This window comes from Metamycoplasma hominis ATCC 23114 (assembly GCF_000085865.1).
GTDB classification, from domain to species: domain Bacteria; phylum Bacillota_I; class Bacilli_A; order Mycoplasmatales; family Metamycoplasmataceae; genus Metamycoplasma; species Metamycoplasma hominis.
This window is the reverse complement of the sequence record NC_013511.1, coordinates 196,222-220,207: the sequence shown is the minus strand read 5'-3', so window position 1 is coordinate 220,207 and position 23,986 is coordinate 196,222. Positions and strand designations below refer to the sequence as shown.

The 23,986-nt window shown below is 24.8% G+C and carries 22 protein-coding genes; 11 read left to right on the top strand and 11 right to left on the bottom strand.

The features are described 5' to 3' along the window. Positions 1-49: 49 nt before the first annotated feature. The 4 genes from MHO_RS01045 (at position 50) to MHO_RS05350 (ending at position 2,487) form a co-directional block, all read left to right on the top strand. Complete coding sequence (locus MHO_RS01045; RefSeq protein ID WP_012855460.1) at positions 50-598, top strand: inorganic diphosphatase; 549 nt, start codon at positions 50-52, stop codon at positions 596-598. Between the two features lie 141 nt (positions 599-739). Next, positions 740-1,087 (top strand): hypothetical protein, encoded by a 348-nt coding sequence (locus MHO_RS01040; protein WP_012855459.1) that lies wholly within the window; start codon positions 740-742, stop codon positions 1,085-1,087. Between the two features lie 90 nt (positions 1,088-1,177). Further along, the gene (locus MHO_RS05355; RefSeq protein WP_044329478.1) at positions 1,178-1,369 is read left to right on the top strand and encodes a hypothetical protein; all 192 of its coding nucleotides are present in this window, start codon (positions 1,178-1,180) and stop codon (positions 1,367-1,369) included. Continuing rightward, on the top strand, positions 1,357-2,487 hold the full coding sequence (locus tag MHO_RS05350; RefSeq protein ID WP_012855458.1) for an MHO_1580 family protein: 1,131 nt from the start codon (positions 1,357-1,359) through the stop codon (positions 2,485-2,487). Before MHO_RS05355 ends, MHO_RS05350 begins: the two co-directional genes overlap by 13 nt. A gap of 58 nt (positions 2,488-2,545) precedes the next feature. On the opposite strand, the gene nadE is transcribed toward MHO_RS05350, so the two are convergent. Beyond that, on the bottom strand, positions 2,546-3,310 hold the full coding sequence (gene nadE, locus MHO_RS01030) for an NAD(+) synthase (protein WP_012855457.1): 765 nt from the start codon (positions 3,308-3,310) through the stop codon (positions 2,546-2,548). Positions 3,311-3,442: 132 nt separating this feature from the next. Here nadE and efp point away from each other — a divergent pair, with 132 nt between their 5' ends. From efp to MHO_RS01015, 3 genes are read left to right on the top strand one after another with little or no spacing between them, the layout of a single operon-like run. After that, complete coding sequence (efp, locus tag MHO_RS01025) at positions 3,443-4,000, top strand: elongation factor P (protein WP_012855456.1); 558 nt, start codon at positions 3,443-3,445, stop codon at positions 3,998-4,000. 3 nt (positions 4,001-4,003) lie between these two features. Beyond that, positions 4,004-4,315, top strand: a complete 312-nt coding sequence (locus MHO_RS01020; protein ID WP_012855455.1) for an MMB_0454 family protein — start codon at positions 4,004-4,006, stop codon at positions 4,313-4,315. Further along, complete coding sequence (locus MHO_RS01015) at positions 4,305-6,101, top strand: transketolase family protein (protein ID WP_012855454.1); 1,797 nt, start codon at positions 4,305-4,307, stop codon at positions 6,099-6,101. The genes MHO_RS01020 and MHO_RS01015 overlap by 11 nt, the downstream gene beginning before the upstream one ends. A gap of 52 nt (positions 6,102-6,153) precedes the next feature. Here MHO_RS01015 and MHO_RS01010 read toward each other — a convergent pair whose 3' ends face one another. The 4 genes from MHO_RS01010 to MHO_RS00995 form a co-directional block, all read right to left on the bottom strand. Then, positions 6,154-7,317: an iron-containing alcohol dehydrogenase gene (locus MHO_RS01010; protein ID WP_012855453.1), complete on the bottom strand. Its 1,164-nt coding sequence runs from the start codon at positions 7,315-7,317 to the stop codon at positions 6,154-6,156. Positions 7,318-7,412: 95 nt separating this feature from the next. Further along, the gene (locus MHO_RS05345) at positions 7,413-8,603 is read right to left on the bottom strand and encodes an ABC transporter permease subunit (RefSeq protein ID WP_012855452.1); all 1,191 of its coding nucleotides are present in this window, start codon (positions 8,601-8,603) and stop codon (positions 7,413-7,415) included. Further along, positions 8,587-9,552 carry an ABC transporter permease subunit gene (locus MHO_RS01000; RefSeq protein WP_012855451.1) on the bottom strand — a complete coding sequence of 322 codons (966 nt, stop codon included), beginning with the start codon at positions 9,550-9,552 and terminating at the stop codon, positions 8,587-8,589. The genes MHO_RS05345 and MHO_RS01000 overlap by 17 nt, the downstream gene beginning before the upstream one ends. Positions 9,553-9,574: 22 nt before the next feature. After that, on the bottom strand, positions 9,575-10,372 hold the full coding sequence (locus tag MHO_RS00995; protein ID WP_012855450.1) for a variable surface lipoprotein: 798 nt from the start codon (positions 10,370-10,372) through the stop codon (positions 9,575-9,577). A 234-nt stretch (positions 10,373-10,606) separates the two neighbouring features. On the opposite strand from MHO_RS00995, the gene MHO_RS05340 reads away from it, so the two are divergent. From MHO_RS05340 to recU, 3 genes are read left to right on the top strand one after another with little or no spacing between them, the layout of a single operon-like run. Beyond that, positions 10,607-11,455 (top strand): MAGa7180 family putative nuclease, encoded by an 849-nt coding sequence (locus tag MHO_RS05340; protein ID WP_012855449.1) that lies wholly within the window; start codon positions 10,607-10,609, stop codon positions 11,453-11,455. Next, on the top strand, positions 11,442-13,541 hold the full coding sequence (locus tag MHO_RS05335) for a UU173 family protein (protein ID WP_012855448.1): 2,100 nt from the start codon (positions 11,442-11,444) through the stop codon (positions 13,539-13,541). The genes MHO_RS05340 and MHO_RS05335 overlap by 14 nt, the downstream gene beginning before the upstream one ends. Positions 13,542-13,578: 37 nt before the next feature. Beyond that, positions 13,579-14,082, top strand: a complete 504-nt coding sequence (gene recU / locus MHO_RS00980) for a Holliday junction resolvase RecU (protein WP_012855447.1) — start codon at positions 13,579-13,581, stop codon at positions 14,080-14,082. A gap of 25 nt (positions 14,083-14,107) precedes the next feature. Here the strand turns inward: recU and MHO_RS00975 are convergent, their stop codons facing one another. The 6 genes from MHO_RS00975 to MHO_RS05320 all read right to left on the bottom strand — a co-directional run bounded on the left by MHO_RS00975 (position 14,108) and on the right by MHO_RS05320 (position 18,818). Further along, entirely contained in the window at positions 14,108-14,389 is a 282-nt protein-coding gene (locus MHO_RS00975) for an HU family DNA-binding protein (RefSeq protein WP_020002655.1), read from the bottom strand. Positions 14,390-14,403: 14 nt separating this feature from the next. Next, positions 14,404-15,387, bottom strand: coding sequence for an NAD(P)H-dependent glycerol-3-phosphate dehydrogenase (locus MHO_RS05330; protein WP_012855446.1), 984 nt, complete (start codon positions 15,385-15,387; stop codon positions 14,404-14,406). A gap of 2 nt (positions 15,388-15,389) precedes the next feature. After that, entirely contained in the window at positions 15,390-16,715 is a 1,326-nt protein-coding gene (gene der, locus MHO_RS05325; RefSeq protein ID WP_012855445.1) for a ribosome biogenesis GTPase Der, read from the bottom strand. Beyond that, entirely contained in the window at positions 16,702-17,385 is a 684-nt protein-coding gene (cmk, locus tag MHO_RS00960; RefSeq protein ID WP_012855444.1) for a (d)CMP kinase, read from the bottom strand. Before cmk ends, der begins: the two co-directional genes overlap by 14 nt. A 70-nt stretch (positions 17,386-17,455) precedes the next feature. After that, positions 17,456-17,785, bottom strand: coding sequence for a hypothetical protein (locus MHO_RS00955; RefSeq protein ID WP_012855443.1), 330 nt, complete (start codon positions 17,783-17,785; stop codon positions 17,456-17,458). Between the two features lies 1 nt (position 17,786). Then, positions 17,787-18,818 carry a hypothetical protein gene (locus MHO_RS05320; protein WP_012855442.1) on the bottom strand — a complete coding sequence of 344 codons (1,032 nt, stop codon included), beginning with the start codon at positions 18,816-18,818 and terminating at the stop codon, positions 17,787-17,789. Between the two features lie 280 nt (positions 18,819-19,098). Between MHO_RS05320 and MHO_RS00945 the strand changes: the two genes are divergently transcribed. Further along, positions 19,099-23,871 (top strand): Lmp3 protein, encoded by a 4,773-nt coding sequence (locus MHO_RS00945; protein ID WP_012855441.1) that lies wholly within the window; start codon positions 19,099-19,101, stop codon positions 23,869-23,871. The last annotated feature ends 115 nt before the right edge of the window (positions 23,872-23,986 follow it).

Genomic DNA, 23,986 nt, shown 5'->3' with positions numbered 1-23,986 from the left:
TTTTTTCCCAAACAATAAGGAATTTCTATGAAAGTGATAAAATAAGCATATGAAAAATTTAGAAGTAAACATTGAAATTAGTAAAGATTCAAAAATTAAATATGAATATGACCGCAAAAGCAACAAAATCAAAGTTGACAGAATTTTAAGAGGTGATTTTAAATATCCTGCAAATTATGGCTATTTATCTGATGCACTAGATTGAGACGGAGATGAATTGGATGTATTAGTTTATTCTTCAGAAAGTTTTTTACCCGGAACATCATTAAATGCAAGACTAATTGGTGCAATGAAAATGATTGATGGTGGCGAAACAGATACTAAATTAATTGCAGTTCACGCAGATGATTATAGATTAGATAATATTAAATCATTGGCAGATGTCGATCAAATGTGATTAGTTCAAGTAAGAAATTTCTTTTCTACTTATAAAGAATTTAAGGGTAAAAATGCTACATTAGTAACAGGATTTGAAGATGTTGTTTGAGCCGAAAATGAATATAAAGAATGTCAAGAATTAATGAAAAAATATGGTTCTCTTGATAAAGATGAATTTATTAAAAAAATGAAAATTGAACATCCTGACAAATATTTATAAAATCAAAAATACAAAACCTAAAAGTAAGTTTTTTTTGTATAACTTACTTTTTTTTAGATTTTTATTTAACTTTTTTTGAAATTATTTACTAAAAATAAAGATATAAAATCATACAAAACGCAATTTAAATGGAGGCAAAAAATGCGTCGTAGTAGCAACAGAGCATTCTTTTTAAAATGTTTTAATTATTTTAAGGAAATAATAAAAGAGTTAAGGGAACGAAAAATTAAAATAGATATAAATAAAATTCCCGAAATTTTTAATAAAGAGAATTTAATTTCACTTAAATTTTTAATTCAAAAGAATGTTTTAAAAACAGCAAAATTGTTTGAATCTTCATTGAGTGATGATTTGAAATGTATTTATATTAAATATTTTAAAGAACTTAAAGATGATATTAAGTGAACAGACTTTTTCTTTTCTAAATCATCATATTATCGTAAATTAAATTATTTAATTTTAGCAATTGCTTGATTCTTGATTTTTTAGACAATAAATTTTCTTTATTTATGTAATAAATAAGAGATTTCACAATTCCCAAAATTTGGCAAAATCCTTAATTTTCATGGTTACATTATTATGTCTAGAAGGCAAATTCTAGACACCGGAGGATCAATGGAAAAATATAAAATAGACAAAGAAAAGAAGCAACACGATTTATATAAATATTGAATCCCCTTTTATTATTTGTATTTTATAGCAAAAACTAGATTGATTTGTGAATTCAAAGAAAATATTTTTAAAGAAGAAAAGAAAGATTGTACCAAATAGTTGTTGAAAAAAAGGCAAATGATATCCTGGCAAAAAACTATATTTGTGAAGATGTAACTTTTAAAATATCTGCTTCAAAATCTTTAAAATCGAATACTTTAGTATCTAATACGATGCTAAAAAAATATCCAATATTTATCAAAATAAATAGAGATGAAAAAAGCAATAAATTATCAATCACTTTCTCAATTCATAGATTGATTTATGAAGTTGCTACAAAAAAAGAAATTTCAATAAATAAAAAATCTCTAAATTTGTCGATTTATCATAAAACAAATGATGAATATATTCACTTTAAAATTGATAAATATGAAGATGGAAAACCTATATTTTTAGAAAAAAAACTGATAATAAAAATTGATGCTTATACAAAAATTAGAGATTATTTGAGCTATAAAGTCGGAGCCAATATTCTTATTAACTATGACTTAGCAAATAACCTATCAGATAATAGAAATATAGACTCAGATTTTAAAACAAGAACCCTAAAAAATATTGATATTTTTCTTACTGACAAGAGTTTTAAAGAAGATGTTAATAATTCTTCTGCAACTGTAGTTAAAGAATTTTTTGTTACATATTTTAAATTCAATCAGCTGAAACAAAATATGCCCTGAAATCACATTGGATATTCGCAAAGCTTTATTGAAACAAACCAACATAACAAAAAAATTATTTATGATTATCCAGAATTAAAAAATCCAATTTTTGATTCAATTAATTTTTATAGTCAAAATAATAAATTAAATATTACTAACAAATTAGAATATACTTTAGAAAAAAATGGACCCCTTTCTTATACTTTTAATTACTTTCTAAATGATTCATATATTTTTAGCAAAGAAACACAAGATTTTTTAAAAATTAAATCATATAATAATTCAATCAAAAAAGGATTTTACATTCCAAGTCACTTTAATGGCATTATCAATTTAAAGTTAAATAGTAATTTTAAATTGTGAAATGAAAAAATTAATGATTATACCCTGAATATTTACAACCCCTTATTTAATATCGAAAACAAAGGATTAATTAAACTAAACATTTCAACAATAAAAACATTAAACTTAAATAATTTTTTTAGCAATTGAACAAAAGCAAACAATTTAAAAGCATAAAAAACAATATAAAAATTCAAGCATTTAGGTAAGGATGCTTGAATTTTTATATTGAACATTATTTTAATTTTGGACCCTTGGGGATTGCTTTTCTTTTGTGTTCAGTTTGCTTGTGAATATTCTTTATCTTTTTAATTAATTCCTCAGAAACAGATGTTTGATCTAATAGATATTTTTCAAAATCTGAGTATTTAAATCCTAATTCTTCTTCATCATATTGATTTTTGTATAATGTTGCACTAGGTTTTTTATCAATAATTTCCTGTGGAACACCCAACAAACTCGCCATAGCATATACATCAGATTTTTTTATGTTAGCAAAAGGCAGTAAATCGCATCCACCGTCTCCATATTTTGTAAAATATCCCAAATAATATTCATCAAAATTATCTGTGCCAAGCACAAGATTTTTGTTTTGAAATGCAAGACCATATAATGTTGTCATAAATAATCTGGATTTAGTATTTGCAATTGAACCTTGGTTTATTATATTTGCAATCTTTACTATTTTTTTAAAGCAAGAACTTAAATTAATAATTTCAATTTTTGTCTTTAATTTAAGTTGCAAAAGTTTAATATGGCTTTCTGTATATGAATCATTTTCTGTTTTTAAATAATAAAATTTGCAACCATTTGGAAAAGCTAATTCAGAAATTAACGCTAATGTTGAACTATCAATTCCACCTGATATTCCTAATGTTATACCTTTGGAATTTGAGGAGTTTATTTTTTGCTTTAATCAAGAAACTATTTTATTGATTAATACCGAATATATCTTCAATTCTTTTTTTGTCTTAGGAACTTTTCTTAATAAATCTTCCATTTTAACCTACCTTATTTCAATTATCATTAAATTTAACAATAATAAACGTAAAATTCCATAAATTAATTATAATTTATATTTATTAAGTTTATAGATTAAATACCTTATTAATTAAATTTAAAGGAGTACGTTATGATAAATGTTAACGATTTAAAACCAGGAGTTACATTTAAATTAGAAGGCAATATTTATGTAGTGCTTGAAGCAGCGCATTCAAAACAAGGCCGCGGCCAAGCAAATGTTAAAGCAAAAGTTAAAGATCTAAGAACAGGTTCAACAACAATTAAGTCATTTACTGGTGGCGAAAAAGTTGAACCAGCAATGATTGAAAAATCAAATATGGATTATCTATACAATGCAGGAGACGTTGTAGTTTTAATGGATCAAGAAACTTTTGAACAAATTGAAATACCTTCGGAACATCTTAATTGAGAATTAAACTTTCTTAAAGAAGGACAAAAGGTAATAGTAAGAAAATTTCAAAATGAGGTTTTAGACATTGAATTACCTGCCAATGTAAATTTAAAAGTTGTCGAAGCACCAGATGCAGTTAAAGGCAACACAGCTCAAGCAGCACAAAAAAAGGTTACTCTAGAAACCGGCTATGTTGTTGAAACACCATTATTTATAAAAGAAGGTGAAATAGTTACTATTTCAACCGAAACTGGTAAATACACTGGAAGAGCGTAAAATATGTGAGCAATTGAAGTTAATACAAAAATGAACTTTCGTTATTTTGTTGAACAAGATGCAATATATGAAGAATTAAACAATATTTTTAGTTCAAATAAAAATATAAAATTAATTGGAAAAATAGAAATTAAACCAAATCGCACTAAAACAAATGTTTTTATTAATCTAAGTTACAAATTAATAAACAAAACTAGTTTTGCATATGAAACAAAAAAACTAATATTTAAGATTGAACATAAAGTTTTTTCATTAATAAATGCCAAACCAAACAATATTAATTTAATATTCCAAGGTTATGAAGATGAAAAATAAAAAAATTGATCAAATAGCTATTGACAATATAAAAATCAATTCCTTAAATATGGCATTTAGTTGAAAATATAGTGATTTTTCTTCAATCATGAGTGGGGCAAAAATATTTCATGCTATTTTTGGCTATTTTTTCAATATAAATAGAAAAAATAATTCTGATGTCAATAGGGATAGATTTGTTTTTTTTAATCCCAACATATTGCCACTTTTTTATGAAATTTTGAGATTATATAGTTTAATTAGTGAAAATGAATACCTTAACTTAATAAGCAATAGAAATCAAAACATTTCATATTCGAATTGAACATTAGATTGAATTAAAAGCGGCGAAATATTTTTAGGAATATCAGGCGGTTTTGCATTAGGAAACACAATCGCTCAAAATTATTTAAATAGGTTAGATAAGAATATTAATCACTTTACTTATTGATATGTAACTGAACGTGAACTTCAAGAAGGATCTACTCAAGAAGCACTAGCATATGCTGGAACTCATAATTTAAGGCAATTAATTGTTATCTATGATGCAAATGAAATTGAATACACAGTAGATAGTAAAAGTATTAATCCAGAAAATATAGCAAAAAAAGTTGAGTCGATGAATTTCAAATACATTGAAGTGTCAAATGGTCAATGTCGTTCAATAATAAAAGCAATAAAAAAAGCACAAAAAATTAATCAACCTGTGTTTATTAAAATTTTAAGTCCTCAAAGCGAACAATTATTTAAAAAGAACTTTGATAATTCAATAACTCATGAAAAATTAGAAGAATTCAAAGACAAAACCTCTTTTCAAAAAACAAATTTGAGTGATTTGTATTCTGAGGTTGTTGAGTTTTATGAAAACAGATTGCAAAAAATAGAAAACAAAATAAAAACATTTAGTAATTCAAATAATTTGCAAATCTTTTTAAAAAACAATATTCGTGAAAATATTAACGATGTTGAAGAATTTAAAGAAAAAACATACATTGAAAATGCTTTAAAAATAATAAATAATTTATGTGATAAATACAAAAATTTACTAGTATTATCAAATAATATTTCTTATTTTCAAAATATTAAATCGTTAAATGGGATTTTTGCAAGTAACAATCTTGGAAGAGGAATTTTCTTAGGCAATAGAGAATTTACAATGATTAATATGGCAATGGGATTAGGTTTGCATTCAAGCATAGAAGCAATTGTTATTGTAGATATTAATTATTTAGGTTATTTATTGCCAACATTACAAGTCTTAAAATATTCAAATGCAAAAATTCTTATACTATTAATCAATAATAGAAATAATTTTAGCCTAAGCAATGAGCTTAAAATATTATATTCATATGACCATATAAATTTATTGAGGCCTTGCGATTTCAATGAATTAAAAGGAGCATTTGAATTTCATTTTAATCACACAAAAAAGTCATCAATAATTTATTTAGAAAATAAAGAAATTAAAGAAATAAAGGATACTTCAAAAGTTGAATTTGAAGATGGCCCATATTACATTAGAAAAATTAGTCAAACAACAAATATTATAGCAGCAGGATCTGATCTTAGAATAGCAGAGCTTATTGCTAGAAGGTTAAATAGTTCTATTATTTCAATATCAAATATTGGAAACATTGAAAGCCTGAACTACGATAGAAATAATTCAATACTAATTGAATCTTATGAGGCATTATCTCATGAAAAAATTGCTAAATATAACATTGCATTAAATAAATTTTGCAACCTTGAAAAAAATGATGAAGAGTATATTGTAGAAAAAGTTTTAACTTCAATAGTAAAAAAATAAAACATGCTTTAAAAAAAGGCATGTTTTTTTATAAAATAAAAAAAATTAATTATTACTTTGCAATCTTTAGAATTTCAATTATTTCTTTTGATAAAAGGGGTTTATAATGACCAATGGTTTGACTGTCGTTTTTAGTTGCACTTAATGCCATTTCACGAAACTTTTCGCAACTTACTCCTAATTCTGATAATCTAGTTCTCATTTTTATTGTTCTATAAAATTCATCTAATTTTTTTGACAATAAATTAGCCTTTTCTTTTTGGCTCAAACCCTTGTCAACATTAAAAACTCTTTCGGCTAATTGAGCTAATTTTTTAGGTTTTTCAATTGCCATATATTTTGCATATGCAACCATGACAATCGCCATACCTTCACCATGAGTTATGCCATAAAAATTGCTTAATTCATGTTCAATTCTATGCGAAGCTCAATCAGCAACTCTACCAGAATCTAACATATTATTGTGTGCAAAAATAGAAATTAAAAATACTTCTGACCTTGCATTCATATCATTTGGATCTTCCATTAATAATTTAGCATTTATCATCAATGCCTTTAAAAGTCCTTCAATCATGTAATCTGTTGCATCAACATGTTCTATATTTGTATAATATCTTTCAATTAGATGAGAACTAATATCAGATATGCCACATGAAATTTGATACATAGGGAGACTTTTTGTATATCAAGGATCAATTATTGCAAATTTTGGAATAATAAAATCATATTCTATGCCAAGTTTGTGATTCTCATTTGACAAAATTGAGCAATTTGACGATTCGGAACCGCTAGATGCAATTGTCGAAATAACTCCGATAGGTAATGCGCAATTTGGTTTATCTTCATATGTATAAAATTTCCAAACATCAACATCGCTTTTCGCTCCAACTGCTATTGCTTTGGCGGTGTCGATTACCGAACCGCCACCGATGGCAAGTATAAAATCAACATTTTGAGCCTTTGTTTCTAATACTAATTTTCTTACTAATTCAATTCTTGGGTTAGGAACAACATTACCATTTTCAATAAATTCTATATTTAATTTTTTGCATGCCTTAATTATTTCGTCATATATTTTTAGTTCAAAAATATATTTTCCACTATAAACAATTAAAATTTTCTTTACTTTTAAAGATTTCAATTCTTCTTCTAAATTTTGAATTGAATCTTTTCCAAATATGATTTTACAATCGTTTTTATAAATAAAATTCAACATAACTAATTCAAACTCCTTATAGAAATCTAGCTTCGTTATATTATTAAATAATTAGCGATATATAACAATAATTTTATAAAACTAATTAAATTCTATTAATAATTTTTAGAAATCTTAGGATCATATGTCATTGAAAGACCTATTGAAAAAAGTTTAAGTAAAATACAGAATATAGTAATATAAACAGCAACAATTATCAAGTATTGAGGATTTACTTTTATTGAAGATAATGCTTCTTTAAAAATTGTTCCTATGTTTAAATTACTTTCAGCAGTTAAGAAATCTAGAAAGGCAAGAGATGCAACAATTAGAATATTTATTGCAAGACGATCAGCAATTAAAATAATTAATGAAGGTAGGACATTTTTAAATAAATGTCTATAAGTAATTTGAAAATTATTTAAACCTATTATTTTAGCTGCTTTTATGTATTCTTTTTGAATTAAATTAAGAATTTCGTTTTTTGAAAGCTCATAAAAACTTATTCAACTAATCAATATGAAAGCAATTAGAATACCATATCAATTTGTTCCCAAAAATATACACAACAAAAATATTCAAATTATTTCAGGTATTGCATTAAGTGTAACAGCAATTTTATCGATAACAATTCCATATCATTTGTAACGATTAAAAACATAAAATGCTGCTAGAGAAAACCCAATAAAAATATTAATAAATATTGCCAATAATATAATTGAGGTTGTTAATGCAAATGCACAAAATATCCTTGAATAAATATCAATTCCGCTTTCTGTTGTTCCGAGTAAAACTTTATTTAAGATATTGATATTTATTGAATTTTGATTCAAATTTATTGCCTTTATTAAATCGTAGGGATTATATGTTAAAGCAACAATATCAGTATTTACAGTTAAACTTCCCCCGCTATCTCTTGCTGAATCATACAAGATTCTAAATATTGGTTTAATACCTAATTTAGCAGCCCTAATTGACTCTTGATTTTCAATAGATCTTATCAAATCAAGTTGATATCCTCTTTCAAAATTTCTTGTAATAATTTGAGAATAATAGGGAGGTAAATTATTGACAAAATCGCTTTTATTATCAATCGAATGTATTGGAGAAAATTTTACAAAACATAGCAATATTAATGTTAGTAAAATGAATGCTAATAAAAAACTAAATATTACGATGTTGCTCTTTTTATTAAAGAATCTCTTCCAAAATAATTTTGTTTCGCTTTGAAATATAGGGTAATTGTGAATTTGTTGTCTTTTTTTAGCAAATTGAAAAAGTTCTTTTTTATTATCTAGTTCATTCATAATCTAACCTTTTTCTTTTAATCCATCTTATACGCTTTTCAATAGCTTGAGCAGGATTCAAATAATTTAGAATTATTTCATTTATGAATCTAGCAATCAATAAAGCAAAAAAATTAAAACTAAAATAAAACATTATGCAATTTAATTCTGCTTTTGTAAATACATAAGAAATAAAAATACTTTGTCCTGGTATTGAAAAAATTCTCTCAATTATTAATGAAGTACTAAAAAGCAATATATAAAAAGGCAAAATGACTTGTAATTCAGCAATAATTAAATTTTTAATAATGTTTTGTTTAAATAATTTAGTTTTTGAATTTCCTAGTGAAATACCAAACAAATAATAATTAGAAGAAAGAGTTTCTTTTGTTATTTTTCTTGATCTTGCATGAAATAAACTAATTGTGCCAAATGCCGTAATAATAATTGGTGTAATTATAGAGGTAAAAGTTAAACTTCCATTATTTATAAATTGACTTGGATATCCTAGAAAAATTGATGTTCCTAATGCTAATATTGCAAGAACTATTAAAGGTATTGTAGCTAAAGCACTAACAATTATATTTACGACAAAATCGGGTGCTTTATTAAATTTATATGCACTTCAAATTCCTAGTAAATTTCCAATAATCAAAGAAAAAATAAAAATAATTACAGTAAATAAGATTGTTCATTTAAATTGCATAAAATACAATGTAATTATTGACAAATTAGTTGCTGCAAGCTCTTTTGAATAAATCTTGCCACCTCTAAATGAAAACAAATTATTCAAAAATTCGCCATATCTAATTCATGGGCTTGAATTTATCTGTGAATAAACTGCAATATTCTTTTTTATCTGTGGTTCAATCAATGAGTTAATAACAAAAAAGATAATACTAACAATGACAAACAAGACAAAAAAGTAAACAATAATGTGCTTAAATAAAATTAAAATATTGTTTTTCATTATTGCCTTAATTATAAACTAATTATTCAACTTTGTTCAAGCCTTGAATTATAAAATCAGTTTTGCTTTCGGTTTTATATCCGACTTCATTTACTTTTTTACTAATATCAATAATAGAAATTCCTTTAAAAACAATTTGACCAGATTGACTAATTAATTCAATCTTTTCTTTATTAAATTCAAATTGTTTCGTTTTATTATTTTCATCAACTTCAATATTAACAAATTCTTTTAATTTTTCAAGTAAAGAATTAAAGCCTTTTTCTTGAGCGTCAATAATTTGTTTCTTTATTTCTTGCAAAGAAAAATCTTTTTTATTATCTAGGATTTTTGTTGATAACTTATATCCTCCCAATTGGACTGTGTCTTCAACAGTTTCCATTTTAAAACCTTTAATTTCAAATCTATTATTATTTTGCTTTTCATTCACTGTTTGAATAATATCTAAGTGTACTAGTCCTTCATCGGCATGACCGTGTGTACCAGCAGCAACTTCATATTTTGCTTCATCTGGAATTTCACTTAAATCATAAGCAATTTTATATTTAGTAAATAATGCTTTTATTTGATCTAGAGTCTTTGCACTCTTTGCTTCTTTTACAAATTCATCAACTTTAACATTTTCTTGATCTTTGGCAATTTTTGCAATTTTTAACCCCAAGCCTTCTTGAAACTCAATTTGGCTATCTTGACTTTGATCATTATTGTTTGGGTTTTTCTTATTCTTTGGATCATTGCATCCTGCTGCTACTAATGGAACAGCAACAATAGAAGTAGAAATAGCTCCTAATGTTAATAAAATTTTAGTGTATTTTTTCATCATTCCTCTTTTCATTATTTACAAAAAAAATTATATACTAATTAAATTTTAAGTGTTAGAACATTAATAAAAAAAACATTTTTTATTTACTTTAAATTAAACATTAATTGTTTATTTTTTTTGATAAAACTATATTTTCACTATTTTTTCCCATTTTGTTAGTTTTTAACTATTGAAAATATATAATTTAAATATTCATTACATTAATAGTAATTAATTAAGAAGGGCAATAATATGGAAAAAAAAATAATAATTCCTAAAAGAACATTTTTTAACAATAAAAATTACACTTTGGATTATAAAAATAAGACTTTAATAGTAGATCCAAAAATCTTAAAATCTATGCAAGAAAAAAAACCTGGTACTTTTGGAGGATTTAAAAAAATGACCGGTTCGGCGTTGGGAGCTATAATGGGATTGAGCTCATTTGACAGCCAATTTGAAGCATTTTGTAATATATGCGGTTTTAGAAAACCAATATTGAACAGGAAATATGTTGATGCAGGTATTGCATTAGAACCAAAAATAGTAAAAATTATTGAAAAAAAATTAAATTCCAAATTGCTTAGATATGAAGCCAATCAATATAATTATGATTATTTTAAAGATAACGAGCTATTTGGAGGGTTGCCTGATGGCTATAGTCCCGAAAGACATTTAATTATCGAAATTAAAACTGTCGGGGAAAAAAATTATGAAAATTGAATAAAATATGGAGTTAATCCTGGCTATATAAAGCAAGCTCAATTATACACATACTTGATTGGAGCAACTTCATTTAGTATCGTTGCTTGTTTTTTAAAAGAAGAAGATTATTTAAATCCAAACGACGTAGACATAACTAAAAGAATAATAAAGAATTGAACATATATCTTAAACAACGAACAAGTCCAAGATGATATTAATTATTGTATGCAATGATATAAGAAATACACTCAAATTGGAATAAGTCCAAAATGAAATGAACAAATTGACCAAGATTTATTAAAATTCCTTGAATGTAATAACCAAGAAGAATGGAAAAATTTATATTTATATTGAGTAGATCAAGGAAAGGCTGTTCCCGAATATGAACAAGCCTAAATACTTTAATTATAAAAATTTTTTGATTCTAAATACCGCCAGACCTTACTTTGCCTTTAATAATTGAGAAGAAGAATTATTGAATGATTTTAGTGAGGTTTACGAAAGCGACAACCAAGAAGACAACGGTTATGAAATGTTGGAATTTGCAAATGATGATATTGAAAACATTCTTGACAAAAATTTTAATCAATACTTTGAAAATAACTCTACTAAAAACAAAGACTTTTTAAAGCTAAATACTATCGAAAAAATAAAAAAAATTCAACAGGATATGCAAAATGATTCAACACTGTTTGAAAAAATTAATTCAGATGGTAAACTAGAATTATTTAACAAAATATTGGATAATTTTTTTCAATTTCAAATGGTTGATAGTGGAATAGCCCTTGTCGAGGAACAAATTATAAATTTTTTAACAAAAAATTCTTCAAATAAAGTAAATATAATTTCTAAAAAATCTTCAACCGATGAAAAAATTTTACAAACAAAAGAATTTTTAATGCAAAATTCGCTAATAATAAATCCTGTTTTTGAATATAAAAAATGCATATCAAAGCCTTTTTACTACGATAGTAAAACTAAAGAAATGGGAAATATTGTATATTCATCAAAAACTAGCCTAAAGGATTTATTAAGAGCATATTATGATTATTCCGTTCTTTCATCCTCAGGGATCGAAATCAATAAAATTTTCATTGTGAAACCTTGATATCAAACAAGAAAAAACTCGAAAAAAAATGAATTAAAAATAATAAAAACTGAATATTGCAATTATAAAAAATCAAAAGCAACATTTGATAAAAAAAAGAATTTATCAGAAACTGAAATTAATGCTATTTTTGATAAAAATCCTCTGCTTAATGAAGATAATAAAAAAATAAAAAATGACAAAATAATTGATTATGTAAAAAATGAATTAAATTTAAATAATGCATTTAATTTTAATAGTCGTTTTGAAATTGAAGATAACGATGCAAAAAGCAAGATAAGTAAATACACTTGCAATTTTTCTGATTTCTTAAAAATTGTTGAAAACTTTGATAGTAATAAAGAAATACACGAACTAGATTGCAATATAACAATGGATGACTTAAAAGATAATTTAAATTTAGGAATCAAATTCTACCAATTATTAGTTAAAAAGGTTATTCCTAAATACATTATTTGTCAAAAGGAATTATTAAAATTAAAAGTTAAATCATTAACTGATAATTCAATTGAAACCAAAGAAATTTTAGATTTTTATGAAAACAATTTAATTTCAATTTCACCCGATATTTTAAACAAGGATAAATGCCCTGAATATTTATTATTAAAAGAATTTAATAAAAAAATAGTTTGGTTTGATTTCGAAGGCGTTACCTTGCCCGTTCCAATGATTAACCACTCTCTAGCATGAAATCAATTAATAAGTCAAACATCTATAATAAAAACTCAAAACGGTGAAATATATAGTTCAAATGATTTTGTTTATGACCCTTTAAATTACAACTACAAAACAATTATGAAAGTAATAAATGATTTATATGATGAGAAAGCAGATTATTATGTCGTATATAACGACACATATGAAGCATCTAGAATAAAAGAAATGCAAGAAATTTTGGAATATTACAAAGATGATGGATTTATTAGCCAAAATGAATTTGACATTTTAAAAGAAAAATCTCAATTTATATTAAGCAAGATTATTGATATAGAAAATTTATTTTTTAGACCAGCAATGGATTGCAATATAAAAAGCTCTATTGTAAATTTAGGACAAATAAAAAATGTTTATTCAATAAAAAAGATTGAGCTTTTTGTAAATGAAAATAAATTAAATTTAAAACATAAAATTTTTCCATATCACGAACTTGATGTAAAAAATGGTGGAATGGCCTTACAAATAGCGACACTAAGGGCCTTAAACAAAATAAGAGATAATGAATGGACAGTCAAAGAAGCTCAATTGAAAAGATATTGCCATAATGATGTTTTGGCAATGATTATGGCATTTGACTTAGTTGAATATTTATTAAAATCAAAAAATATTTATTTTAAAAACTTCGAAACATATAAAGACTTAAAAGCGAAAAAATAGCGAAAAAATCAAGGCATAAATATGTTGTAATTTTTATATGAAAAATAAAAATAATAGAGGTATGCTTTTAGAATCTATAATAAATAACACTAACGAGTATTATTTTAAAAATGGAATTGCTTTAATTCATAAAAAAAATTTGGATATTAAATTTAAAAATGTTAAATTAGAAAAAAATAAATTGCTTTTAAACGATGCAAGTATCTATTCAAAAAGCACAGTAGATTATTATGGAGTTTGAAAAGGAAGATTTTTAGCATTTGAAGTTAAAAGCACTGAACAAAAAAATTTTGAAAAAAAGAATATTAAAAAACATCAAATTGAATATTTAAATAAAGTTGTATTGCATCAAGGAATTGCGTTTTGAATAATTTATTTTAAATTTCAAAACGAGTTTTTATTGATTGAACATGCTAATTTTAAAAAATGCCTATTTGAAGAAAAAAAATCATATATTTTTTTCGAGACAATAAAATCATTAGGTAAAGAAATAAAGCTTATTTTTCCTGGAATATTAGATTTTTTGAACATTTTAAAATAAAAACGCCATATAAAGGGCGTTTAAATTAATTTTTGCTGTTAATACGTTTTTTAAAAGCTGTTGAGAATTTGAAACGTGGATCCAATCTATCTGGAACATTAATAATTTCTTTAGTAATGTTGTGAACCTTTTCCTTGCCTTTTATAAATTTAGAAGAAAAGTTTCCAAATCCCGAAATTGTAACTTCTCTTCCTGCCTCTATTTCGTCGGCAATTATTCTGATTATTTCATCAAATGCAGATTCGATTAATACATGTGCAAATCCTGTTTCATTGCTAGTTTTACTTAGTAGTTCTTTCTTGTTCATTGTTATTCCTTATGTTATTCTGATTTTAGCTTTCTTTTCATTAAATTAATTATTATTTCATTAGGGTTAGCATTCTTGTATATTATTTGATAAAGTGAATTTACAATAGGCAAATCCAATAGTTTTGTTTTTATATATTCATCGTAAACAATTTCTATTGATCTAAGACCTTCCACTGTTAATTTTGAACTATCAAAATTTTTGTTATAAAAATTTTTTCCAAATGTGTAATTTCGTGATTTATCCGACAATGCTGTTAGCATTAAATCACCCAGGCACGACAATCCAAAAATCGTTTTCAGCTTACCCCCACGAGCTAAAACAAATTTTTTTAGTTCATTAAATCCTCGAGTGATTAAGGCTATTTGGCTATTTGTGCTATATCCAAGCCCAGCAACCATACCGCTAGCAATCGCTAAAATATTCTTAAAAATTGATCCTGATTCTGCTCCTGCCACATCTTTTTGCGTATAAACTCTAAAATAATCATTTGAAAATAATTTTTGGACTTTTTTATTTAGTTTATCATTATTAGAAACAGCGTCAACGGCAGTTATATTTTTATTAATTATGTCTATTGCAAAAGATGGCCCAATTAATGAAACTACACCACTTATTAATGAATTGGTTTGGGCTTCTTGTTTCATTATTTCGTGGCAAGATTTATTTGAATCTTTTCAAAAGCCTTTAGATACATTTATTATTATGACTTGTTTTTTTATTAATTTAATTACTTCTTTATATGTTTCAGGCAAAGCCTTAGTTGGAATTGCAAAAACTATATAATTGCAATCTTCAACCGCTTGTTTTTTATCTTTTGTAACTTTAAATTTTGGTAAATTTACATCTTCAAAATATTTTGTATTTCTACCATTTTTTAGATCATTTAACTCACTATCATCTATGCCATATATTGTAATATTATGACCATTATTTGCTAAGATAGTTGCCACAGCAGTACCCATAGCGCCACTTCCAAAAATCGAAATATTTGCCATTGTTATTCTCTCTCTTCTTTTTTGTTTTTATTTCTTAAAACTAGCTCTATAGGAGTTCCAGAGAAATCATAATTTTCTCTTATTTGATTTTCAATATATCTTAGATAAGTGAAATGGGCTAAATCAACATTATTTACAAACAATAAAAATGTTGGAATTGATCCATCTATTTGTCTTGCAAATGTAATGGATAATCTTCTGCCGTTTATTGATGAAGCAGGTCTTATCATTTGAGCAGTAGCCATTAAGTCATTTAATTGATTTGTATTGATTTTTCTTGAAATATTATTCTTGACTTGAATAATAGTATCTCTTAGTTTATTTATTCTTAAATTATCTTTGGCTGATATAAACACAATAGGAGATCAATCAACAAATTTAACTTTTTTCAACAAGTCTTTTTTATATTTTTCCATTGTGTTTGTATCTTTTTCAATTAAATCTCATTTATTTACAATCAAAATTAATGGTTTTTTTAATTCATAGGCTATGCCGATTACATTTTGAGAAAAATGGCTAACTTCTTCAGTTGCATCTAAAACCAATAGACATAAATTTGCATCTTCAATTGATTGATTTGCTCTCATTAAAGCATAATGTTCAACACTTTCAGTTAGTTTGCTTTTTCTTTTAATACCTGCTGTATCTACGACCTCAAAGATTTCACCATTAATTTTTATTAGAGACGAAACAGAGTCTCGCGTTGTACCTTCGACATTGCTAACAATTGAACGTTCTTCATTAGCCAAAGTATTAAGCAATGTACTTTTACCAACATTGGTTTTTCCAAGCAATGCCAATTTAAAATATGATTCAACATCTTTATCACTAAAATTTAATTTTTCTATGATTTTATCCAACAAGTTTCCAATTCCATCACCATGAATTGCTGAAATTGGAAATATTTCATCAAAACCAAGCGAGTAAATTGAATTATCATAATAATTAACGTTTGAACCTTCAAGTTTATTTACTGCCAACAAAACATGTTTATTGCTTTTTCTTAATAAACTAGCAACATAATAATCTTCAACTGTAAGCGGTTCTTTACCATCTATTAAAAAAACAATTACATTTGCTTCATCAATAGCTATTTGTGCTTGAAGTTTAATTTGCTTTTTAAAATCTTCATCTTCAATAGTTATACCACCTGTATCAACTACTCTAAATTTTTTGCCAGTTCAAATTGCATCCTCATATAATCTATCTCTAGTAACCCCGGGCGTATCATAAACAATGGATTTTCTTTTGTTTATGATTTTATTAAATAAGGTACTTTTACCGACATTAGGTTTTCCAATTATTGCAACAATATTATTTCTCATCATCAAGCCTCTTTCGCACTTCTTTATACATTACGTCAAAATTTTCTTGAATGCTCATATTTGAAGTGTCAATAACAATGCTGCCTTCGCTAATTTTTAATGGATCAAATTTTCTGTTTGTGTCATTATAATCTCTTATTTTTATATCTTCTAATACTTCATTATAGTCGGCCTTCAAACCCAATTCTAAATCTTGGGCAACTCTTCTATTTGCTCTTACTTCAGGTGTAGCTCACAAAAAGAATTTAACCTCTGCCTGCGGTAAGATTCTATATGTTGCATCTCTACCATCAACAATAATTCCTTTGTGTTTAAGACCAAATGATTGAATAAACTTATTAACCTTTGCCCTTATTAAGGGAAATTTTGCTATTGCTGATGCGGCCATAGAAACTTCTTCTTGCCTAATTAATTTACTAACATCTTGACCTCTAAAAATAATTTTATCGTCTTCTGTTACATGAATATCTTCTATATTTCATGCATTATTAATAGATTCTTCATCATTTAAATCTAGTCTATTTTGTAATGCATTGTAGGCAACAACTCTATAAAAACTACCACTACTTAAAAATTTATAACCTAATGTTTTTGCTAGCATTGTTGACATAATAGTTTTGCCAACACCAGAAGGTCCATCAATTGCAATATTAATACGCTTTTGTGTTTTCATAATAACCTACTTTCTTTACATTTGTGACGTGTTGATGCATATAACTAAATTAATACTAATTATAGACACATTACTCTAAATTACTTAAAATTTTTTTTAAAATTTGATCTTGTTTATAAGTTTCATCATTTGTAGTTTTTTCTTTATTAATACTTTCTAGTTCTTTAATCATGTTTAAAACTTCAAGGATATTGGAATCACCTTGATTTTCTGCAATAATTTGTTTGATTTGTTTTAAATCCAATAAAGGGTTTTCACTATTTTTATTAAAATCTAAAAATTCATTTAAATTAAGTTTTTTTAAATCTATTTTAAAATATTGACAAATTTTTTGCAATTTATAATTTTGCTTTTGAAACGTTTTTAATTTTGCCTCTAGATCTTTATTAATTGTTTCCATTCTAAACCTTTAATATAGTAAAAATCTTAATCCTACCGGGCGATTTAATATCTGGATTTTTTTTATTCACATAAAAAAACTTAATTGTTAGATTATTTAATCCTTTCTTAGGATTTCATCTAACATAATCATCACCACTACTTGTTTCATTAAAAGGCATTATTTCATATTCATCTTTGCTATATGTGTCAGGAAAGGCATCATTTTCTATAAAAATTCTTTTAAATCATTTGAAAATCATTTCTCTAAATTCATTTGATTGTGTTCACTTTGGATCATTCTTAACTATTCCAATTCTTATAATCTTTCTAGCATCGTCTAAATTTTTTTCTAGATTATTAGCAAATTTAGAATTCAAATTTCACTTTTCAGAATCACTAATTACCTTGACAGTTTGATTTCCTTTAAAATAATATTTAGATTGTGAAGTACCCTTAACGTTATTAAGTTCGAAGCTTCCCGTTGCATATTCATAATTCAAATAAACTTCATATGTTACTTTTAGTTTATTTGATTCTTTGTCAGATGTGTCTAATTCCAAATTAGAAAATCTCATTTTTAAGAATTTCATTTCAGTAAATGTTTGATTTGTTAAAATTTTTGAAAAAATGAAATTATGAGCATCAAATTCTTCAGGCATATCTTTTAGTAATTTTTTAATTTCGGACTTTTTAGGACCTTTAAATTTAAAATCAAATGCCGTTCTAGTATTATTATTCAAATATGGTTTCAACTCTGGGTGTTGATTAATATATTTATTTCTTAACGCATCTACTTTTTGTTTTTCATGAATAAAATTTTCATAAATTTCTTTTGCAGAAGCTGAATTGATTACAACCGGATCAAGTTTTATATTTTTACTAATTTGCAAAAATTTTTCTACACTTCAATATTGCTTGCTAACTCTTCTACCGTTTTTTACTACAAAATATATAGCCCCCGCAATTGTAGCAGCAGCTGCAATTGAACCAAGGGTATAATATAAGGGCGCCAATGATCTATGCTTTCGTCTAGTATTAGAATGATTTTTCATATTTACTTAATTTTATATTAAAACCATTATTTTATTATGCTTTTATAAGTATTTTTTTATTTCAAAAATTAAAACGATATTTTTTACATATTTTTAGTAGTCAAAAAGATAAAAAATATTCCTTAATTTAAAATATTTCTGCAAAACAAATTTAATGCACTTAATGGTTTAAAAAAATACTAATTAATTGTTTAATTTCAAATTCTTTAGCTATTAAAATATAATAATAATTATTATTTATATTATTTAAATATAGCTTTTGAAAGGATAATGAAAAATTATGAAAAAAAGAATAAACATTTTAATGTCAATTTCAATCGTTTGTGCTGCTGCATCAACATCAGCCATTGCTGCTATGTGTTCAATAAGCAATAACTCCACGAAAAAGTATAACGAAGCAAAATCTAGATTACTTAATCTAATTAAGAAACTAGATAATGAAGGTCAAAAGAAAGCAAATGATTTTATTGCAAGACAAGATAAAAAATTTAATAGTACAGCATTTAAAAATCATTCAAACACATCAAAACTTATTGATGAAATAGAAATTTTTAGTAAAAAAATATTAGAAAATCTACAAAAAGATGAAAAACAAAGATTAGAAGAATTAAATAAATTAAATAAATTAAGATTAGATTTACAAAACTTAATTAATTCAAATGACGGTCAAAACGTCGATTCTTCTGATGCTAAAAAAGCATTAAATGAAAATCAAATAGATGATTCTTTGCCAATAGATAAAATTAAAAAGACAAATGAAAATCTTGAAAATGCAAAAAAAGAACTTCTAAATAAAATAAATGCCGAAAGAGAATTACAATCAAAAATTTTTAATGAAAAAAAACAAGAATTAAAAAGAGTTCTTGATTTAGAAGATACAAAAGAAGTAGATTTTACAAAAGAACAAAAAGTTTTTATTGAAACAAATATAAACGAAACATCATCAATTGAAGATATAAAAAATAAAATTATTGAAGTTGAAAAAGCAACTTCTTCTTTAACATCAAAAATTTTAAATACCAAACAACAAGAACTTCAAGAATTTGAAAATATTAAAAAAGACTTACAAGATTTTATTAATACAAAATTAAATGATGCAAAATATCAATCAATAAAACAAAAGGCTTTAGATAAAATAAATAGTTTAAATGGAATAAATAAAAATTCAACAATTAAAGAAATAAAAGCTGGACAAAATGCTTTAATAAAGGCAAAAGAAGAAGCAGGCCTTGAAAAAGAAAAATTAGATGGTCAAAATATAAAAGATACTCTTAAAGAAACTATAAATAATGCCAAAGAATTTAAAAAGTTATTAATTGACAATGACCAAAAAATAGTTGATTTAAAATCTAATTTAGATAATGAAATTTCTAAAGCAGAACAATCACTTTCAAAAGATAAAGAATCAATGGAATCAGCCAATGATTTATTGAATACTAAACTTATTGAATATAAAGAAATCTTAAATAAATTCAATCAAGAAAAAGAAGCAAAATTCAATGAATTAGAACAAACAAGAAAGAATATTGAAAATTTCTTAACAGATGAAGTTAAAAATAATCCAAATTATGCAACTTTAGTTAAGGATTTAACCAATGCAAAAGATGCTAAAAAATCAGTAACTAATTCTTCAAATAAATCAGACATTATTGCTGCAAATGAAGCATTGATACAAGCATTAGCAGATGCTAATAAAGCAAAAGATCAAGTTGATGAAGCAAATAAATCAATTAAAGAACAATTGAATGCATTAATTGACAAAGCAAACACATTATTGCCTCAATTAAATGATAATGATAGTGAAATTGTAAAAGCTAAAGAATCATTAAATGCAGAAATTACCAATGCAAATAAAGCAGTTAACCAAAATGACAATGCTTCAATGCAATCTGCTAAATCTTCATTAGATGACAAAGTTACTAAAATTCAAAATCAATTAACTGAGTTCAATAAAGATAAAGATGCTAAATTTAAAGAATTAGAACAAACAAGAAAAGATATTGACAATTTCTTAACAGATGACGTTAAAAATAATCCAAATTATGCAACTTTAGTTAAGGATTTAACCAATGCAAAAGATGATAAGAAATCAGTAACTAAATCTTCAAATAAATCAGAAATTATTGCTGCAAATGACGAATTAAAACAAGCCCTTGATAAGGCAAAAGTAGCAAAAGATCAAATTGATGAAGCAAATAAATCAATTAAAGAACAATTAAGCGATTCAATTACTAATGCAAACCAATTATTAAATAAATTAGTTGATTCAGACAAAGACATTCAAAAAGCAAAAACTGAATTAAGTCAAGAAATTCAAAGTGCAAGTCAAGAGCTTAATTTAAATAATCCAACATCTATGCAATCAGCAAAAGAATCTCTAGATGCCAAAGTTACTGAAATTACTAAAAAATTAGAAACTTTCAATAAAGATAAAGATGTTAAATTTAAAGAATTAGAAAAAACAAGAAAAGACATTGATGAATTTATAAATACAAATAAAACTAATCCAAATTATTCAACATTAATTTCAGAATTAACTTCAAAAAGAGATTCTAAAAATTCAGTAACTAATTCTTCAAACAAATCAGATATTGAAACAGCAAACACTGAATTAAAACAAGCTTTAGCAAAAGCAAACACTGACAAAGCTCAAGCTGATAATTTAGCAAAATCAACTAAAGAACAATTAAATAACTCAATTTCTAGTGCAAATACATTATTAGCAAAATTAACTGACAAAGATAATACAATTCAACAAGCAAAAACTGAATTAGAAAAAGAAGTTCAAAAAGCTAATCAAGCAGTTGCTTCAAACAATACTGCTTCAATGCAATCTGCTAAATCTTCATTAGATGCCAAAGTTACTGAAATTACTAAAAAATTAGAAACTTTCAATAAAGATAAAGATGTTAAATTTAAAGAATTAGAACAAACAAGAAAAGACATTGATGAATTTATAAATACAAATAAAACTAATCCAAATTATTCAACATTAATTTCAGAATTAACTTCAAAAAGAGATTCTAAAAATTCAGTAACTAATTCTTCAAACAAATCAGATATTGAAACAGCAAACACTGAATTAAAACAAGCTTTAGCAAAAGCAAACACTGACAAAGATCAAGCTGATAATTTAGCAAGATCAACTAAAGAACAATTAAATAAATCAATTTCTAGTGCAAATACATTATTAGCAAAATTAACTGACAAAGATAATACAATTCAACAAGCAAAAACTGAATTAGAAAAAGAAGTTCAAAAAGCTAATCAAGCAGTTGCTTCAAACAATACTGCTTCAATGCAATCTGCTAAATCTTCATTAGATGCCAAAGTTACTGAAATTACTAAAAAATTAGAAACATTCAATAAAGATAAAGATGCTAAATTTAAAGAATTAGAACAAACAAGAAAAGACATTGATGAATTCATAAAACAAATTGAAAATGATCCTCAAACTAAAAAGAATTATCAAAATATAGTTAAAAACTTAAAAGATAAAAAAGCTGAAAAAAATTCAATAACTTTTTCTAATAATAAAAAAGAAATTCAAGATGCAAATAAATCGTTGCAAGATGAATTAAATAATGCAAAGATTACAAAAAAAGGTATTACTGATTTTTACAACAGCAAAAAACAATTAGAAGATTTGATAAAAACTGATGATGCTAAAAAAGTAGGAACTACAGAAGCAGATACAATTTTAGATCATTATAAAAATATATCTGATGCTTCAAAAAATGAAGAAATTAAACAAGCAACCCAAAAAATAAATGATATTAAAAAAATAATAGAAACTAAAATTCAAGAAAAGAAACGTAATGAATTTTCTCAATTTGAACAAATAAAAAATGAATTGCAAAGTTTTATTAATAAAGATTTGAAGGATCAAAAATATAATTCAATTAGAACAAAAATTGAAAATAAAATAAATGGTGTTTCAAGCATAAATAAAAATTCAAAAATTCAAGATATAGAAAATGCTAAAAAACAATTAGAACCTGCTAAAAACGAGTTTGAAAAAATAATAAATAATATTAAAAAATTCAATTCCCAAAAACAAAAAGTTGAAGAAAAGTTAAAATTCTTAGATACCAAAGACATTGGTACCTCAGGTAGTCTTTCAAACAAAAACAAAGATATAAAGGCAATTTTTCAAGGTTTCATAAACGAAATAGAAAAAGAATTAATTAATAAAAATGCTGACGATAAAGCAAAAGATGAATGCATTAACAAAATAATTTTTTTAGACAAAGCTTTAATTTCGAGATATGAAGGAATTTTGAATGTTGCATATAAATTTTTCGGTGATACATCAACACAAAATAATCAAACAGAAAAAAATGAATTTTTTGATAATTTAAGAAATAATTTAGTTGATCAAAAAGTTTTTGATCAACTAGAAAAAATGAATATGAATCATTTTGAAGATTTTTATAATACGTTCTACAACAAAGGTAATGCACCATTAAAACCTGATGGTAATCCAAATTATAACGATCCAAAATATCTTGAAGAAATTAATAAACAAAATGAATTAGAAGGGCCAGCTGTAAAGTGAAGTGCATTTGATGATATATTAGATGCTGCATTTGTTAGAACTGCTCAAACTAGTTTTGAAAATAAATGTAAAAATTTATTTAATGATCATAAAAAGGATGATGAACGATACGGAACCATTAATAAAACATTAAATGTTTACGATATTGATATTTATTCAAAAACCGGAAGAGCAGATGCTAACGATTTAGACTTAAGAAATAAAGACAAAATTTTTAAGGGCCATGAATATGTTACATTTAAATTCAGCACCGAAAATGTTCCGGGTAGATGACAAAAAAATTTCAAAGGATTAGCAAAATGGGATGGTTCAAAAAATAGATATAGATTTGTAGGTATTGTATCAATAAACTTAAAATATGAATATAATCTTATTATTTCAACAAAAGGAGAAAATTACAAAAAACCACTTAGCCTAGAATACAAATTAGGAAGCAATAACAAGGGCCAAAATTATAATCCTATAATCATTGATAAAATTTCGGGAATAAATTAAAATAATTTCTTAATAAAGATAAATAATAAAAAATTAGATTTATAATAAAATCTAATTTTTTAATACATTTGTTATTATTTAGGCAAGAATAAAATTTTGCGCAATGTTTAAAAAT